This is a genomic window from Marinobacter iranensis, assembly GCF_029207565.1.
Classification (GTDB): domain Bacteria; phylum Pseudomonadota; class Gammaproteobacteria; order Pseudomonadales; family Oleiphilaceae; genus Marinobacter; species Marinobacter iranensis.
The window spans coordinates 105,648-121,455 of sequence record NZ_JANCMW010000001.1 but is presented as its reverse complement, the minus strand read 5'-3'; the positions used below and the strand labels follow the sequence as shown (position 1 = coordinate 121,455).

The following is a 15,808-nucleotide window of genomic DNA, read 5'->3' as shown; positions in this document are numbered from 1 at the left end:
TCGCGGTGCTCAGCAGGTGGTCACCAGCTCTTCACAGATCACCTTCAGGCAGGCGGGCCGGCAACGGGCACGAAGCGGTGTATGGCCGGCAATGTCGCCGTCCATGGTCACGGTTCTGGGTGAGCGGGTGGTGATCGCCACCACAGGGCTTTTAAGATGAACCACCGTACTGGTTCGCTTCGGAGAGTTCCGGCTCAGCCGCACGGTCAGAAAGGCCAGGAATAGCCGGAACAATGAACGGGGGCGCACAGCCACGACATCCAGTTGACCGTCCCCTGCCGACGCCTGGGGAATCTCATTACCCCCGCCAAAAAACGCCCCGGAGGACACTGCGATGGTTAGCCAGCGCCCGGCCACCGTCCCCTTTTCCGTTTCGATAAGGCCATGGAAGCCCCGATAAACAGCCAGTTTCTGCATCAGCGCAACGCCATAGCTGAAACGGCCAAGGATCCGTTTTGCCTCTGCTGATGACTCTTGAACCGGCAAGGTGCCGAGGCCTACATGGGCGACATTCAGGAACAGGCCATCCTCCGTGGTGGCAACATCAACCATACGGGTACGGCCCGCTGACACCAGATTGCAGACATGCCGGGGATCATCAGGCAACCCCAGGTTACGGGCAAAATCATTGGCGGTGCCTGAGGGCAGAACCGCAAGGGTAGCGCCGGTGTCAAGGCAGAAGCCGGCAGCTGCGTTTACTGAGCCGTCGCCTCCGGCAGCCAGTATAAAGTCCCTTGCCCCCACGCTTTTGGTCCAGGCCTGGTCATCAAGGCTACAATCCCTAATATCGACAATACCGGCACTCTCCAGGTGATGTCGCCAGAAGTCCGCTCCGCGACTGCCGTTATCCCCGGCCTTGGGGTTTGCCATCAACCAATAAACCATTGCGTACCTGTTCGTCCTGAGACGGTTTTAAGTTTCGCGCGTAGTAAGGTATAAGCCATGGTAGTGGAACTTGCCATCAACATGGTCAAGGTTTAATAGCGCAGTAACGCTGCCACGGACGAGTTAAGGGAGACCGATGCTGGAAGATGTCAATGTTGTCTGGCTGGGGTCAATCGCCAGCCTTCTGGCCGGCCTTGGAACCGGCATCGGCGCACTGGGCGTATTTCTGGTCAGGAAACTGACACCACAGCTACAGGACGGCATGCTCAGTGCCGCTGCAGGCGTCATGCTGGCGGCGTCGTTCTTTTCGCTTCTGCTACCCGGTATTGAATACGGCGAGGAACTGACAGGCGCCACCTGGAGCGCGTCGCTGATGGTGATTGCCGGCCTTTTGATGGGGGCGGGCCTGCTTTTCAGTATTCACCAGCGACTGCCCCACGAACACTTCACCCTGGGCCGGGAAGGGCCCGACAGCGCCCGTATTCGCAGGATATGGCTGTTTATCATCGCCATTGCCCTGCACAACTTTCCGGAAGGCATGGCGGTCGGTGTGGGTTTTGCCGGTGGCGACATTGGCAATGGCGTTGCCCTGGCGGTGGGCATCGGGCTACAGAATATCCCGGAAGGCCTGGCCGTGGCCGTATCGCTGCTGGCCATCGAGCATTCACGCCTGAAATCCTTCGTAATCGCGGTGCTGACCGGGCTATTGGAACCTGTGGGCGGGCTCTTTGGCAGCACCATGGTCTGGCTCGCCGAGCCCATCATGCCCTGGACCCTGGGCTTTGCAGCCGGTGCAATGCTGTTCATCATCAGCGATGAGATTATCCCGGAGACCCATCGCGGCCGCTTCAAGACCCTGGCGACTTTCTCACTGCTGGGTGGCTTCGTTGTCATGATGTTCCTCGACGCCACCTTGGGTTAACCGGAAAACAGTACTCTAGCCATCCCGATACTGCTGACAACCAGCAACACCACGCCCAGCACACGGAAAAAGACCGGGGTCTCCGCCGTCAACATGCGGTCATGAACATAAAGACCGATAACGTGGCCTATGGCCGCACAGGGCAGTAGCCACAAGTGGTGAATCAACTGCAGGTCGACACCCACCCAGATAAACGCCGCCATCTTGATCACCACCAGGATGAACCAGAGTGCGAACAGGGTGTCACGCAATCGCTCTTTTGGCAGATGCTGTGCCACAACCGCAATGATCAACGGCGCACCGATCAGGGAGGTGCCGCTGACATAACCACCCACCATCAGAAATACCGTATCCACAGTTCGACTGCCGCTGCGAAAGGGCCGGTCGAGAATGTAGGAGACTGAATACAGTGCAACAATCACAAAAATGATGGTGCTCATGATATCGGACGGCAGCGTAATCAGCCCGAACACCCCGATCAGCTTGGGTACGATCATGATTGCCAGGATGCGCCACAGATACTGCCAGTCCACGGTACCCGCAACTGCCTGGCCCTGGTCATCTTTCCCCGCAGACTTTCGATTGTTCATCCAGATTGTCAGGGATGAAAACACCAACAGGTGCACGGCAATGATGGGCAGGAACACCAGCGGATCGTCCAGCACCAGTAGCAGGAAGGGCAGCGACAACACAGCACCGCCGAATCCCAACCCGGAACGAACAAATCCACTCCAGATAAAGATCAGGCCAATCAGGACATACTGGTACAACGCCAAATCAGACATGGTAATTTTGAGGGCCCGTCAGCTAAGTTCTCGAATACAAAGGTGTATGAGCATACCTGCCGGACAGCCCTTACTTCCAGTAACAAAGAGGCTACTTTTTTACAACGGAAGATATTGCAAATAGCACCTAATTTTAATCAATGCTTCCGGCGTTGCCGCCGGACCAGCTTTCCGACAAAAACAACAGCCAGGCAGAGGGAGCATGAGCCTCCCTCTTTCTGGTGAAGGGAGAATAACCATGTCAGCAGCAGTTGACCATCTGGACGAACGGCTCCGGGACAATGGGGAGTTACTTGAAGCCATCATGCCTTCGGCCATTACTTTGGCCATGATGCTACGCCAGCGAACCATGGCAGCATGGATGCGAATAGAGTTCGATGGCTATAGTGATGCCTCCGAACTCCCTCCCTACCGACGCGATGTTCCCGGCCACATCGTTGCCCGTTCGCCCCAGTATGGCTGGATTCCGGCTCCGGTTGACGACAAGCAGAAACAGGACTTCGGCCACCGGGATATGGAGGAAGGCATCAAGTCACTGGAGAAAACCTGCCTGAGCTGCAAGAAAGGCACTGGCCACCGCATCGTGTTCGACAAAGAGGAAATGGCCAAACTCCAGACCCAGATCAACCTGAGTGCCGAACTGGCCATTACGATCAGCAGGGAAAGCTACTGCAAACTGCTGCGTGTTATTCGCTGCGCCCTTTATCTCTGGGCCCAGGAGCTCATGGAGCTCGGGATCGGCGGGGACCACAACTCTTTCAGTGCCGAGGAACGGGAAAAGGCCGCTCACCTGGATGATCCGGAGCGATTCTGGCGCAAGGCGCTTGAGGAAAATGCCGACCTGCCGGTGCCAGACGTACGGGAAACAGGCTTCTTCGAACGTTTCTTCGGGCGGACAGGCTGAACACGGGTCTACCGGTCCGTCAGTTTGATCTCGATACGGCGGTTCTGCTGCAGCGCCTCGGCGGAACTGCCTGACGCGACCGGGAAGAACTCACCAAAGCCAGCGGCCACCATGCGGTTCTGGGGAACCCCCTCAGACGCCAGGTAGCGCACTACCGCCACTGCCCGGGCGGTAGAAAGCTCCCAGTTTGAAGGGAACTCCTCCGTATTGATCGGAATCCGGTCGGTATGCCCATCAATGCGAAGAATCCAGTCGATATCCTCAGGAATGGCGGATACAACATCCAGCAGAACGTCTGCCAGCTTATCCAGCTCTCGCCGCCCCTCTTCCCCGAGGCTGGCGGAACCAGACGCAAACAGTAATTCCGAAGGTAACAGGAAGCGGTCGCCGACAATGCGGATGTTCTCGTTGTCCTGCAGAATATCCCGCAGCCTGCCAAAGAATTCCGACTGATAGCGTTCCAGTTCATTGACCCGTTCAGCCAGCAGAGTATTCAGTCGTTTACCCACCTCTTCCAGCTCTGCTTCTTTCTCGGCAGTCAGGTCCTCCTGCAGTCGCAGTGCGGCGGTAATGCGGCTGAGTTGGTCCTGCAGCGCCGTGATCTGGTTCGATAGCTGCTGGATAATGGCGCGCTGGGAAGCCGTCAGTTGCTCTTCTTCATCCAGTTCCGCTTCGGCGTTGGACACCGCCCGTTGCAGATCCTCAACCCTCAGGGCCTGGGCCTCGGCATTGTATTGCTGCTCCAGGCGTTGCGCCCTCTCCTCTTCCAGTTCCGCGCGAAGTTCATCATTCAGCGCCAGGCTGTCACTGTACTGGTTCTGGACGACGGCCATTTCGTTTTCCAGGGCGGCGGTCTGCTCCTTTTCAAGCCCGAGCAGCCTTGAAATCTCCTGCAACCGGTTGTTCAGCCTGGCCAGTTCCGAATCCCGGTCGGACAGGGTTTGCGACAGGTATAATTGGCTGACGACATAGATCAGCAACATGAAGATGATCAGCATCAACAAGGCCGACAAGGCATCAACGTATCCGGGCCAAACGTTGATGCTACTGCGGGAGCGACGCCGGGAGCCGATCATGGGGCAGGCCTGCTATCGAGGAGCATCGTCGACCCGGTCCACAAGATTGGTCACACCGGTAAGCCATTCTTCCAGGCCGTCGTAAAACCGGTTCTGGGCGTGGCCGGCCTGGATGTCCAGAAAGCCCAGCACGAGCGAACCACCGAGCCCCAGCAACGATGAGCTGAACGCCGTGCCCATGCCTTCCAGCGGCTTCAGAAGCCCGGATTGAAGGCCGGCAAAGACCTTGCCGAAATCTTCCTGGCTCATATCCAGGTTCACAATGACGGCACCTACCGAATTAATGGTACCAAGCAGGCCCCAGAAAGTACCCAACAGGCCCAGAAAGATCAGCAGACTGATGAAATAGCGGGTTATCTCCCTCTGCTCGTCCATGCGGCTGTGAATGCCGTCCAGAACCGTGCGTAAAGACATGGTGGACAATGAGAAACGGTCACGCTTGGCGTCGTCATCAAGCTGCCGTGCCAATGGCTTCAGCAGGCGTGGTTCCTGCAGCACGGAAAGCCCGGCATTGCCGGTACGGAACTGGGCAATCCAACGCAATTCAGGAAACAGTATGAATACCTGGCGATAGGTGATGACAATGCCAATCAGGAGCACGCATACGATCAGCAGGTTGAACACCCAGTTCGCCATGAATGCTTCCTGCAATGGTTTGTGAATCAACGCACAAACCACGACAACAACCAGCAGGAACAGCGTCATCCAGAAAAGGGTATGCTTGGGATTGCTCATTAACGCCACCGCATTCGTCGGGAAACACGTTAAAAGCTAGCACAAGCCCCGGCGTACTGCCGAATACTCGTCACTTCTGGCCGTTAAGTATTTGTTACCACCGCCTCATGGTTCATAACGGCTGGTGATGCTATCGAGGGCGCCACTCTCACGGGCCTCGTCAAGCGCTTGTTGCAGGTCTTCCACAATGGCGGGATCAGTTTCATTGCTCACCGCCAGGTACATTGGCGTTTCACGAAACACCAGAACCGGCTTCAGCCCGGTGATATCGTGTTCGTCCTTCGCAACCAGTGGCCCGACAAGACCATCGGTTACCCAGAGATCCACCTGGCCCAGCACCAGCCGGCGTGGATTCTGTTCACCTGATACGCTCATGATCACATCGAAACCCTCGCTGACCAGGTAATCCGACATCACATCGCCTTTATATCCGGCTATCTTGTACTGTTTGGCATCATTGAGGGAGCCAAGTTGGATGTCGGAATCGGGTGCGGCGAACAGGGTCCACTTGATAGGTGCAAGCGGCCCGACCCACTGAAACTCGTCTTCCCGTTCATCGGTCCGTGCTGTGCAGAACAGGGCGTGGTTCTCCCGCCCCTGGACCCATTCATAAGCCCGGCTCCAGTCACGCATTTTCATGACATATTCGTAGTCAACCCCTTCCAGCATGGTCTTAACCATATCGGTGCAGATACCGGTGATGTCGTCTTCATTGTGAGCAAACCCCTGCCCCGTGGTTGACGCATTATAAGGAGGGTAGTTCTCGGTGAAAATATACAGCTTTTCGTCGGCAACAGCTGCCGGCACCAGGGCCAGCAACAAGAGGTTTTGCAGTACAAATCTGACGAACATCAACGGGCCGGGGGTATCAAAGCCTGGCTTGGCTGGCATGCTTCTATCCTCATAGCGATGGTAGTTTAGGCTAATTACCTTGAGCAATAATGCCAATATACCCATCATTACGGTTAATGCCCGAAATTTCTGTGACAAATCGTATCCGGTTTGTACTTTCCGACCTGGATCAACCGCATTAATCGGTTACTGGAGTTAAACCATGTCAAACAATGTCTACATCACCTACTGCACAGGCTGCAAGTGGATGCTGCGATCCGCCTGGATGGCCCAGGAACTGCTCAGCACTTTTGAAGAGGAACTGGACGAACTTACCCTCAAACCGGGCAGTGGCGGCATCTTCGAAATTCATGTCAACGGCAAGCGAATCTGGTCCCGCAAGGAGAAGGGAGGGTTTCCGGACATCCGGGAATTGAAGCAACTGGTTCGCAACGAGGTTTCCCCCGATCGCTCGCTCGGCCATACCGACCAGGTGTCTTCCAGCTGACGTACTTCAATTACCCGGCTTTATTCCGTCATTTCACCCGAACGTGGCCCTGATACCCTTTATTTGCCTCCGGGCCTTAGACATTGGTTTCGTAGTGTCTTGCTGCAGAGGCCATTTCAGGCCACTATCATGGGTTCTCTATTTGCGAAAACGAAAAGGCAACGCATGTTTCTCGAACGCTACCACTCCATCCAGGACGGACACGTGCTGATCAGTGCAACCCAGGCCAGCCGATTTGCGAAGGAGGTGGCCGGTGATTTCAACCCCATCCACAACCCCGATGCCCGGCGCTTCTGTGTTCCCGGAGACCTGCTGTTTGCCCTGTTGGTAGCGCACTTCGGGCTGTCCCGGAACATGACCTTCCATTTCCGCAGCCTGCTGGGGGAAAATGTTCCGCTGGAATTTCGTGAGGACGATGACGGCCTGATCCGCGTTTACGACAGCAAAGGCAAGGTGTACATCGAGGTTGAGCGCAGTGGCGAGCGTACCCACGATGAAACCGTCATCGCAAATTTCACTCGCTGCTATGTCGCTGCGTCCGGCAAGAACTTTCCCCACACCCTGAAACCGTTGATGGAAAGTGAAGGTGTGATGTTCAATCCGGACCGACCCATGATCATGTACCAAAGCATGAGCCTGGCGCTGGATACCCTTGACGCGCCCCGCCCGGATCTTGAGCTACACAACGCGGAACTGAAGCCCGACGGGAAGCGAGGCAACGTGTCGCTGGATTACCGTTTGATCTCCGATGGTCAGACGGCGGGCGAGGTTTCCAAGAAGCTTGTTGTCAGTGGTCTGCGTGAGTACGACGCAGAGGCAATGGACGCGGTTGTCGAGGAGTTCTACAGGCTCAAGAACAAATCCTGGGATTAACGGAAACGCTGTCATGGCAACACCGATAAGCCGGGAAGATAAGCAGGCGGCCCTGGCTCGCCTTGAACGGTTCAGCCGGATGGCCGATAACGCCATCGGTATCCCGTTTACGCGCTTTCGCATCGGCTTTGAACCTATCATTGGCCTTGTTCCGGTGCTTGGAGACCTGGCCGGCCTGCTCATGTCCCTGTACGTACTTCTGGAAGCACAACGGGCCGGCGCCAGCACCCGCGTTAAACTGCAGATGGTCAGGAACATGCTGATCGATTTTTTTGGTGGCCTTATCCCCGTCATTGGCGATGCCTTCGATTTTGCCTGGAAGGCCAATGCCCGCAATGTGCAACTGCTCCGTGAGCACCTTGAAACTGAGCTGAACGTTCAGAAAAAACCTGCATTTCCCTGGAAGCAGTTCCTTTTGATCATTGCCATTCTTTCGGTAGTGACGGCACTGATTGGTGTGTTTGCCCTCTGAATCCGGATCATCACGGATTTGTGCCTTACAGCCGTCAAGGCTTAACCTTGAAATCAGGCACACTCGACAACCGACGGGATAACCACCATGGCGACAAACGTTTGCTCCAACTGTGGAAAGAGCCTCCCCCCGGGAAGCAAAAAATGCCCGGAGTGCGGTAACCTTCAAACGTCAAAGCTCAAAACGATTATTGGCGCGGCAACCGTCCTGATTGCAGCCCTGGCTATTGTTATAGGCGCGATCTTTCTTATTGCGGAGGACGATCCCGCCAACCCGGCAGGGAGTACCACTGAAATTACCCCGTGATCCTTTGCGAGGCTGGTCAGGGCCTGGCCTGTGCCGACATATCCCGCCAGTTCCGTTGAACATTGTGTGAGCCGCTTCCCTGAGTTGCGATTGAGGGGTTCATTTTCGGGGCATCGACCTTGCGCGCGCACCAAATTGAATCACACCAGGTTCGCCCCACGAATCCCGGTACCGAACCTCATCCGCCATTTCATAGCAACCCAAACCTTACGTTAATGATATTAAAAGACTTTTTAAAAGACAGAAAATTCAGGCACGGGTATTGCGTTAAAACAGGTGACATTGACCAGTGACTGTTGGGTCATCACAGGCCCCACACATTGAACACTACCCGGACAACGGCGTCCCCACAAACCTGACAATCAGGTTTTCGTGTGGGCGCCGTTTTTTTGTGCCCCGGAATAATTCCCCTGTTGAATGAGGTAATAAAGAATGTCCTATCTAGTTCCATCAGAGTTCGTCACCAAGATGGTGGACGCCGGAGAATCCAAGGTTCACATGTCCACCCGCGACACCTTGATCCGTGCCTTCATGGCTGGCGCCATTCTGGCCCTGGCGGCCGTGTTCGCCGTCACTGTTGCGGTACAAACGGGAAGTTTTCTGCTGGGGGCCGTACTCTTCCCTGTCGGCTTTTGCATGCTGTACCTGATGGGCTTTGACCTACTCACCGGTGTGTTCATGCTCACACCGCTTGCCCTCCTGGACAAACGCCCTGGCGTCTCCACAAACACTATCCTCAGAAACTGGGGGCTTGTTTTCGCTGGCAACTTCGCCGGCGCACTGACGGTCGCCTTCATGATGGCCTTTATTTTCACTTACGGGTTCAATACAGAACCAGGCGCGGTCGCCGAGAAAATTGCTGGTGTCGGTGAAGCCCGAACCCTGGGCTATGCCGAGTATGGTGCAGCCGGCTGGTTCACTATCTTCATCCGCGGCATGCTGTGCAACTGGATGGTTTCCCTGGGAGTGGTTGGCGCGATGATTTCCACCACCGTCGGCGGTAAGGTACTGGCCATGTGGATGCCCATCATGCTGTTCTTCTTCATGGGCTTCGAGCACTCCGTTGTGAACATGTTCCTGTTCCCGTTCGGCATAATTGTTGGCGGTGGCTTCTCGGTGATGGATTACCTGGTCTGGAACGAAATCCCCACCGTTCTGGGTAACCTGGTTGGTGGCATCGCCTTCACCGGCCTGACTCTCTACACCACCCACATCCGCACCGGTGCCAAGCGCAATTTCTCCAAGAGCGCCAGTACTGACCGTGTGCCTGCGTAACTGACCAGGATGAAAGCCCGGCACTGTTGCCGTCCCTGGCAGTGCCGGGCCTTCGTATTTCACCATGAGCAAGCGCCTGAAGGTTTCCACCGGACAGTACTCCGACAAGGGCCGAAAACCCTCTAACCAGGACTTCCACGGCTGTGCCATGCCCGCCGAGCCGCGCCTCAGCATGAAGGGCATGGCCTTTGCCATGGCTGACGGAATCAGCAGCAGCAATGTCAGCCAGATTGCCAGTGAAACAGCAGTAAAGAGCTTCCTGGATGACTATTTCTGTACCTCGGAAGCCTGGTCCGTTCGCAAATCCGCCGAGCGGGTACTGACCGCCACCAACTCCTGGCTCCATGCCCAGACACGAAACGGGCCGTACCAGTACGAGAAAGACAAGGGTTATGTCTGTACCCTGAGCGCACTGGTGATCAAGGCCTCAACGGCGTACCTGTTCCACGTGGGCGATACCCGGATTTACCGGCTGCGGGATAACGCCCTGGAACAACTCACCAACGACCATCGGCTATGGGTTTCCCGAGAAGAAAACTACCTCAGCCGCGCCCTGGGGGTGGATTCCCTGTTGGAAATTGATCACCAGTCCCTGCCGCTGCAGGAGGGGGACATTTTCATCCTGGCCACGGACGGCGTTTACGAATACGCCGAGACCCAACAACTGATCAGCACCATCAACCAGTACTCATCGAATCTGGACGAAGCGGCCCAAACCGTGGTCGAAGCCGCTTACAAGAACGGCAGTGACGACAACCTCAGTGTCCAGATCGTCCGCGTTGATCAACTGCCAGAACACAAACCCGCCGAACTTCATCGGCAGGCGGAAGCGTTACCCTTCCTCCCCATCCTGGAAGCACGGCAAGCCTTCGACGGTTACACCATACTCCGGGAGATACACGCCACCAGCCGCAGCCATGTGTACCTGGCCGTGGACATGGAAACCAACACTCAGGTTATCCTGAAAACTCCCTCCATTGATCTGAGGGGCGACCCCGGCTACCTGGAGCGGTTCCTGATGGAGGAGTGGATTGCACGGCGTGTGAACAGCGCCCACGTGCTCAAGGCCGGCCTGCAAAAGCGACAGCGTAACTACCTCTATACGGTGACCGAATACATTGAGGGGCAGACCCTGAAGCAATGGTTGATCGACAACCCGAAGCCGGACCTGGAAACGGTACGCGGCGTCGTTGCCCAGGTTGCCCGGGGGCTCTACGCGCTACACCGGATGGAGATCCTGCACCAGGACATCCGCCCCGACAACATCATGATAGACACCAACGGTACGGTGAAAATCATCGATTTCGGATCAGCACGGGTGGCCGGAATCGCGGAGGCCACCATGCTGGAGCCAAACGAAATCCCCGGAACCGCACTCTACATGGCCCCGGAATACTTCATGGGGGAAACCGGTACCACCTGCTCGGACCTCTATTCATTGGGAGTGCTCACATACCACATGCTGTCCGGAAGGTTTCCCTATGGAACTCAAGTGGCCAAAGCCCGCACCGCTTCCGCCATGCGCAGGCTCAACTATGCTTCGGTGCTGGACGACGACCGGGAAATCCCCGCGTGGATCGATGAAACCATCAGGAAAGCTGTGCATCCGAACCCGGACAAACGTTACCAGGAGTTGTCCGAGTTCACGTTCGATCTGCGGCACCCCAACCAGAATTACCTCAACAAAACCCGCCCGCCACTGCTGGAGCGTAATCCGGTTGCGTTCTGGCAGGGTGTGTCTGTCCTGCTCGCCGGCGTTGTCCTCTATCTTCTTGGCCAATGACGTAACGCTTTCAATACGACCAGATCGGCCCCAAACTGTCTGGAACCGGCCCCCGACCTTGCCAACAGTGTCACGCTTCTAATAGGGTTCAACCATGGAACAGAACATTGCTGCCGCCCGTATAGCGTTTCTTTACCCCGGTCACGCGGCCGAGGACGATTACCCGCGACTGGCACAAATGGTCTCGCCAGCGGCAGAGGTAACGGTCGTGCATACGGCATTCCACGAAGATGCCCACACTGTCAAAGCCCTTACGGAAATGGGAAGCCCGCAACGCCTGACCGAGGGCGCCGGACATCTTGAGGAAGCGAACCTGGAAGCGGTTCTCTGGACCTCTACCAGCGCCAGCTTCGTTCGGGGCATTGACGGTATCGGGGAACAGATTGAAACGCTGGAAAACGCGCTCCATATTCCAGCCTCCACCACCGCCATGGCCTTTGCACGGGCCATTGCAGCGATCAATGCCAAACGCGTTGCCATCGCGGCCACGTATCCTCAGGACATTGCCCTGTTGTTCAAGGCGTTTCTGGAACACTTTGATATCGAGGTGGTGCAGATTGCCAGCCATGGCATTATTACCGCGGCAGAGGTGGGCACGCTGGATAAAGCGGCCGTACTGAGGTTTGCAACGGACAACAACCACCCGGATGCAGATGCACTGCTGGTGCCCGATACGGCCCTGCATTCCGCAGCGTGGCTGGAAGATCTGGAGGTAGCCGCAGGGAAGCCAGTGCTGACCGCCAACCAGGTCAGCTTCTGGGAAGGGTTGCGGTTATGCGGCAAGCTCATCCCGCAACCAGGCCTGGGCACCCTGTTCCGGATGAACCCCTGGAACTAGTGCCCTGCCTGCTTGCGCTGGGTCACCACCAGTGCAACCCCGGTGATGGAGATGGCACCCCCGATCATCGCAAGCACGCCCAGTCTTTCATCGAAGAGCCAGTAGGCTTCCAACGCTGTGACCGGAGGCACCAGGTAGAAAAGACTGGCCACCTGTGAGGCCGCGCCACGGCGAATCAGCCACATCAACAACAGGATGGCGCCGATCGAAACGCCGAAAACCAGCCAGATCATCGATCCTATCAGCGGCATTGCCCATTCCACCTCACGGGTTTCGAAGGCAAATGCGCCAACCGCAAAAAACGTGGCCGCAGCGCTGTACTGAATAAAAGTGCCCGCCACAAGATCTGCCTGGGTGCCATTGCGCTTCTGATATACGGTACCCAGAGATATACCGCCGAGAGAAAGCGCCGCCCATAGGAGCGTCCACAGAGGAAAGCCAGAGGTGGCTGTTCCGGCACCGAACTTCTCCATCAGCACCAGGCTTACCCCTACCAGTCCAAAAGCAAGGCCCAACCATTGGCGAGCCGAAACACTTTCTTTCAGCACCAGGATCGCAACCGCTGAGGTCACCAGCGGCTGCAAACCAACGATAAGCGACACAATCCCCGACGGCATTCCGCCCTGGATGGCGTAGTAAACCCCACCAAGATAACAACCGTGCACCAGCAAACCGGTCACCGCCAGATGCCCGGCACCACGCCATCCAGGCCAACGGGTTTTCATTAACCAGGCGAGCACGCTAAGCAACACGAGTGTGAACAGCATGCGTATCAGCAAGAGTGTAAAAGGCTCGGCAAACGGCAATCCGTACTTGGCGCCGATGAAACCGGTGCTCCACAACCAGACGAACAGGGCGGGCACGAAGAACGAATAGAAGATCTGAGGCATACGGTTAACCGCGAGGCAAACGTGTGTGAGTCTGCCTACTGTAAACAGTGACTGGCAAACAAAACAGATACAGTAAACCGGATTAACGACCAGTACAGTTGGTCATAACCGATTTTTACTGTCCCTGGCAGAGCAGGTCAGATGCTATCCTTCTCTTTGTCGGACTCATCTGTCAGTTTGCGTTCAGTCTCGCTCCACTGCTCGGAGAGTGCCTCATAGGCATTCGAGAAGCCCTGCTTGGCTCGCTCCCAGGCGGAGGATGAACTTGTCTGGAGTTCCTCATACCAGTTCTGCACCCGTTCCCGCTGTTCCCGCAGGGACTCCAGGCTCTTTCTTGAACGTTCGCGGGCCTTGTCACTCATGTCGTCCCAGTTCTGGTCCAATTCCTGCTGAAGCGTATCAATGCGCTTGTCCAGGGCCGAAAGTGTATTTTCAATGGCCGCTTCCGCCTCGGCTTTCTGGTCCGCGCCAAACTCTTCCAGGGCCTGGCCGAGCTCCCGGGTTTCCTTTTTCAAAGACTCAACCGACGAGTCTTCAGACGACTCCGCATACAGGGAACCGGGCATACCAAGGGCCAGAATGAGCGTCAGCGAATAACCAAGCTGTTTGAAAACCATCGGAGTTCTCCCGAGTGTATTTGATGAACGATAGCAATTCTCGCTGACGGGCTTCAACGTGCTTCCCGGGCTCGTGCCAGTGCTGCCAGAACCGCATCGCAAACGCCCTCCTGATTTCTGCCAACACAATCAATGGCTATATCCGCAACATGGGAATAGAGCTCGAAACGTTCGGCAAACAGCTCTTCCAGCGACTGATCCGGACGCCGTGAAATACCCCGCCCGCTGTAATCACCAATGCGCTCAAGCACGACCTCCAGCGGAATATCCAGAAATACCACAACACCACCGGTTTTCAGATGGGCCATCGCAGGCTCGCTGTAGACAGCGCTGCCCCCAGTGGATATCACCTGGCGCTGCACATCCAGCTTGAGCAATACCTGCTCTTCGATTCGTCTCAGCGCCTGGTAGCCATCACCATCAACAATTTCCTGTAAGGTACGGCCGGCTTCCTCCTGGATCAACAGGTCGGTATCAATAAACCCCAGCCCCAGGCGCTTCGCAAGTAACACTCCAACCGTGCTTTTACCACTGCCTGGCATACCGATGAGCACAACGTTGCTCGACATTTTATTTGTACGCACCTTATCTCCAAAACCTGCAAATAGTGAGAACTAGCCAGCTATACTGAGAAAAGTAACACTTTTCCGACAAACCTTGCGCTTTTTTCACCGGCGCAACCCCGTATAATCGCGTGTGTGGCGGCTTGATGACAGGCAGCCGATCCTTGGTTACCCGTTCAAAGAGTGAACAATGACAAGCGGCAAAACCCTTTTCGCTTCATTACTGACAATTCTGCTTCTGGCCTTCTCCGTGCCAGTGATGTCGGATAGCGTCAAACGCATTGTGCACCCGGATGGCACGGTGGAATACACCAATGTTAAGGGGAGCAGCAAAAAACGCGCGTCGACAAAGGATGAGGTGGTTTACCGTTACACCGACGACAACGGCGTGGTTGCCTACAGCGGTATCCAGCCCGCCAGTGCGGATTTCGATGTCATCCGCTTTCACTGCTACGCCTGCGACCCGGACTCCAACGTGAACTGGCGCACCACCCCCCTGTTCCTGAAACCCTACCACGACGAAATCAAGACCGCTGCCAGCGAATTCAATGTCGACCCGGCACTGGTGCGGGCCGTCATCCACGCCGAGTCCGCGTTCAATGACAAGGCCCTGTCACCCAAGGGCGCCCAGGGTCTGATGCAGCTTATGCCCGGCACTGCAAAAGAGCTGGGCGTTCGTGATGCCATGGTCGCCCCGGAAAACATCCGTGGCGGGGTCAATTACCTGGCCCGCATGCTCAAGCGCTTTGACGGTGATATCAAACTGGCCACCGCCGCCTATAATGCCGGCCCGGGCGCCATTGGACGCCATGGCGGCATCCCCCCCTACGCCGAAACCCGTGCCTATGTAGAGCGCGTGGGCATCCTTCACGAGCGATATGCCAGTAACTGACAGGCCTAACCAAACGCCAACCAGGCGCCAACCAGCACCATCAAACTACCCGCTACGCGGTTGACGGTACGGACGCCACCCCCCTGCTTAAGAGCTTTGCGCAAAGTCTTGCCTCCATGGGCATAGAGCTGCAGGCAAAGGAATTCCAGGCCCAGGATAATCAGGATAAGGGCGGTCAGTTGCGGTGCCATCGGCAGTTTGCTGTCGATAAACGGCGGCAGCAGCGCGATGAAAAAGGCCCAGCCTTTGGGGTTGGCAATGGCGGTGACAAAACCCTGGAGTGCCAGTTGCAAGCGTGAGCTTTCAACGGGCCCCGTATCCTCTTCCGGCATTGCCATTTTGCCCCGTGACCGCCACATCTGGATGCCCAGCCAGGCAAGATAGGCACCGCCCGCATACTTGAACATGGCGAACGCTGTCGGGTATTTCAACATAAAGGTCGCCACGCCCACCGCTGCGGCGGTAGCCACCAGGGCCACACCAACCAGCTCCCCTGCCATCATCCACAGCGCCCGTCTTACGCCAATGGTGATACCCAGTGACAATGCCAGGGTCATACACATACCCGGCGTAATGGACACCACGAAGAACGTTGGGATGAAAGCGGACAACAAAGCCAGGTTCAGTGACAACACAGATAAACTCTTACGTTG

At 56.3% G+C, this 15,808-nt stretch carries 19 protein-coding genes; 10 read left to right on the top strand and 9 right to left on the bottom strand.

Annotated elements, in window-relative coordinates:
* Positions 1 to 9 precede the first annotated feature (9 nt).
* Positions 10 to 870 (bottom strand): diacylglycerol/lipid kinase family protein, encoded by an 861-nt coding sequence (locus tag NLU14_RS00625; protein ID WP_338040774.1) that lies wholly within the window; start codon positions 868 to 870, stop codon positions 10 to 12.
* Positions 871 to 1,021: 151 nt separating this feature from the next.
* Between NLU14_RS00625 and NLU14_RS00620 the strand changes: the two genes are divergently transcribed.
* A complete protein-coding gene (locus tag NLU14_RS00620) occupies positions 1,022 to 1,807 on the top strand; it encodes a ZIP family metal transporter (protein ID WP_275704217.1) in 786 nt (261 codons plus the stop codon).
* Here the strand turns inward: NLU14_RS00620 and NLU14_RS00615 are convergent.
* On the bottom strand, positions 1,804 to 2,592 hold the full coding sequence (locus NLU14_RS00615) for a TSUP family transporter (RefSeq protein ID WP_275704216.1): 789 nt from the start codon (positions 2,590 to 2,592) through the stop codon (positions 1,804 to 1,806). The two genes, NLU14_RS00620 and NLU14_RS00615, sit on opposite strands and share 4 nt — an antisense overlap.
* A 238-nt stretch (positions 2,593 to 2,830) precedes the next feature.
* Here NLU14_RS00615 and NLU14_RS00610 point away from each other — a divergent pair, with 238 nt between their 5' ends.
* The gene (locus tag NLU14_RS00610; protein ID WP_275704215.1) at positions 2,831 to 3,496 is read left to right on the top strand and encodes an AbiTii domain-containing protein; all 666 of its coding nucleotides are present in this window, start codon (positions 2,831 to 2,833) and stop codon (positions 3,494 to 3,496) included.
* Positions 3,497 to 3,504: 8 nt separating this feature from the next.
* Here NLU14_RS00610 and NLU14_RS00605 read toward each other — a convergent pair whose 3' ends face one another.
* The 3 genes from NLU14_RS00605 to NLU14_RS00595 form a co-directional block, all read right to left on the bottom strand.
* Positions 3,505 to 4,572: a peptidoglycan -binding protein gene (locus NLU14_RS00605; RefSeq protein ID WP_275704214.1), complete on the bottom strand. Its 1,068-nt coding sequence runs from the start codon at positions 4,570 to 4,572 to the stop codon at positions 3,505 to 3,507.
* Positions 4,573 to 4,584: 12 nt separating this feature from the next.
* The gene (locus NLU14_RS00600; RefSeq protein ID WP_275704213.1) at positions 4,585 to 5,307 is read right to left on the bottom strand and encodes a flagellar motor protein MotA; all 723 of its coding nucleotides are present in this window, start codon (positions 5,305 to 5,307) and stop codon (positions 4,585 to 4,587) included.
* Positions 5,308 to 5,412: 105 nt separating this feature from the next.
* Positions 5,413 to 6,198 (bottom strand): substrate-binding periplasmic protein, encoded by a 786-nt coding sequence (locus tag NLU14_RS00595; protein ID WP_275704212.1) that lies wholly within the window; start codon positions 6,196 to 6,198, stop codon positions 5,413 to 5,415.
* Between the two features lie 163 nt (positions 6,199 to 6,361).
* Between NLU14_RS00595 and NLU14_RS00590 the strand changes: the two genes are divergently transcribed.
* The 7 genes from NLU14_RS00590 (at position 6,362) to NLU14_RS00565 (ending at position 12,193) form a co-directional block, all read left to right on the top strand.
* A complete protein-coding gene (locus NLU14_RS00590; RefSeq protein ID WP_275704211.1) occupies positions 6,362 to 6,646 on the top strand; it encodes an Rdx family protein in 285 nt (94 codons plus the stop codon).
* 165 nt (positions 6,647 to 6,811) lie between these two features.
* A complete protein-coding gene (locus tag NLU14_RS00585; RefSeq protein ID WP_275704210.1) occupies positions 6,812 to 7,519 on the top strand; it encodes a DUF3581 family protein in 708 nt (235 codons plus the stop codon).
* A gap of 13 nt (positions 7,520 to 7,532) precedes the next feature.
* Positions 7,533 to 7,991 (top strand): DUF4112 domain-containing protein, encoded by a 459-nt coding sequence (locus NLU14_RS00580; RefSeq protein ID WP_275704209.1) that lies wholly within the window; start codon positions 7,533 to 7,535, stop codon positions 7,989 to 7,991.
* Between the two features lie 87 nt (positions 7,992 to 8,078).
* Positions 8,079 to 8,297, top strand: a complete 219-nt coding sequence (locus tag NLU14_RS23080) for a zinc-ribbon domain-containing protein (protein WP_420845012.1) — start codon at positions 8,079 to 8,081, stop codon at positions 8,295 to 8,297.
* Positions 8,298 to 8,729: 432 nt separating this feature from the next.
* Positions 8,730 to 9,572 carry a formate/nitrite transporter family protein gene (locus NLU14_RS00575; RefSeq protein WP_275704208.1) on the top strand — a complete coding sequence of 281 codons (843 nt, stop codon included), beginning with the start codon at positions 8,730 to 8,732 and terminating at the stop codon, positions 9,570 to 9,572.
* Positions 9,573 to 9,636: 64 nt separating this feature from the next.
* Entirely contained in the window at positions 9,637 to 11,355 is a 1,719-nt protein-coding gene (locus NLU14_RS00570) for a bifunctional protein-serine/threonine kinase/phosphatase (protein WP_275704207.1), read from the top strand.
* Positions 11,356 to 11,449: 94 nt separating this feature from the next.
* Positions 11,450 to 12,193 carry a maleate cis-trans isomerase family protein gene (locus NLU14_RS00565; RefSeq protein WP_275704206.1) on the top strand — a complete coding sequence of 248 codons (744 nt, stop codon included), beginning with the start codon at positions 11,450 to 11,452 and terminating at the stop codon, positions 12,191 to 12,193.
* Here NLU14_RS00565 and NLU14_RS00560 read toward each other — a convergent pair.
* The 3 genes from NLU14_RS00560 to NLU14_RS00550 form a co-directional block, all read right to left on the bottom strand.
* On the bottom strand, positions 12,190 to 13,083 hold the full coding sequence (locus tag NLU14_RS00560) for a DMT family transporter (protein ID WP_275704205.1): 894 nt from the start codon (positions 13,081 to 13,083) through the stop codon (positions 12,190 to 12,192). The two genes, NLU14_RS00565 and NLU14_RS00560, sit on opposite strands and share 4 nt — an antisense overlap.
* Positions 13,084 to 13,220: 137 nt before the next feature.
* On the bottom strand, positions 13,221 to 13,700 hold the full coding sequence (locus NLU14_RS00555) for a sll1863 family stress response protein (protein ID WP_275704204.1): 480 nt from the start codon (positions 13,698 to 13,700) through the stop codon (positions 13,221 to 13,223).
* Positions 13,701 to 13,753: 53 nt separating this feature from the next.
* Complete coding sequence (locus tag NLU14_RS00550) at positions 13,754 to 14,269, bottom strand: shikimate kinase (protein WP_275704203.1); 516 nt, start codon at positions 14,267 to 14,269, stop codon at positions 13,754 to 13,756.
* A gap of 184 nt (positions 14,270 to 14,453) precedes the next feature.
* Between NLU14_RS00550 and NLU14_RS00545 the strand changes: the two genes are divergently transcribed.
* A complete protein-coding gene (locus NLU14_RS00545) occupies positions 14,454 to 15,155 on the top strand; it encodes a lytic transglycosylase domain-containing protein (RefSeq protein WP_275704202.1) in 702 nt (233 codons plus the stop codon).
* A 5-nt stretch (positions 15,156 to 15,160) separates the two neighbouring features.
* Here the strand turns inward: NLU14_RS00545 and NLU14_RS00540 are convergent, their stop codons facing one another.
* Positions 15,161 to 15,790, bottom strand: a complete 630-nt coding sequence (locus NLU14_RS00540; RefSeq protein ID WP_275704201.1) for a LysE family translocator — start codon at positions 15,788 to 15,790, stop codon at positions 15,161 to 15,163.
* Between the last annotated feature and the right edge of the window lie 18 nt (positions 15,791 to 15,808).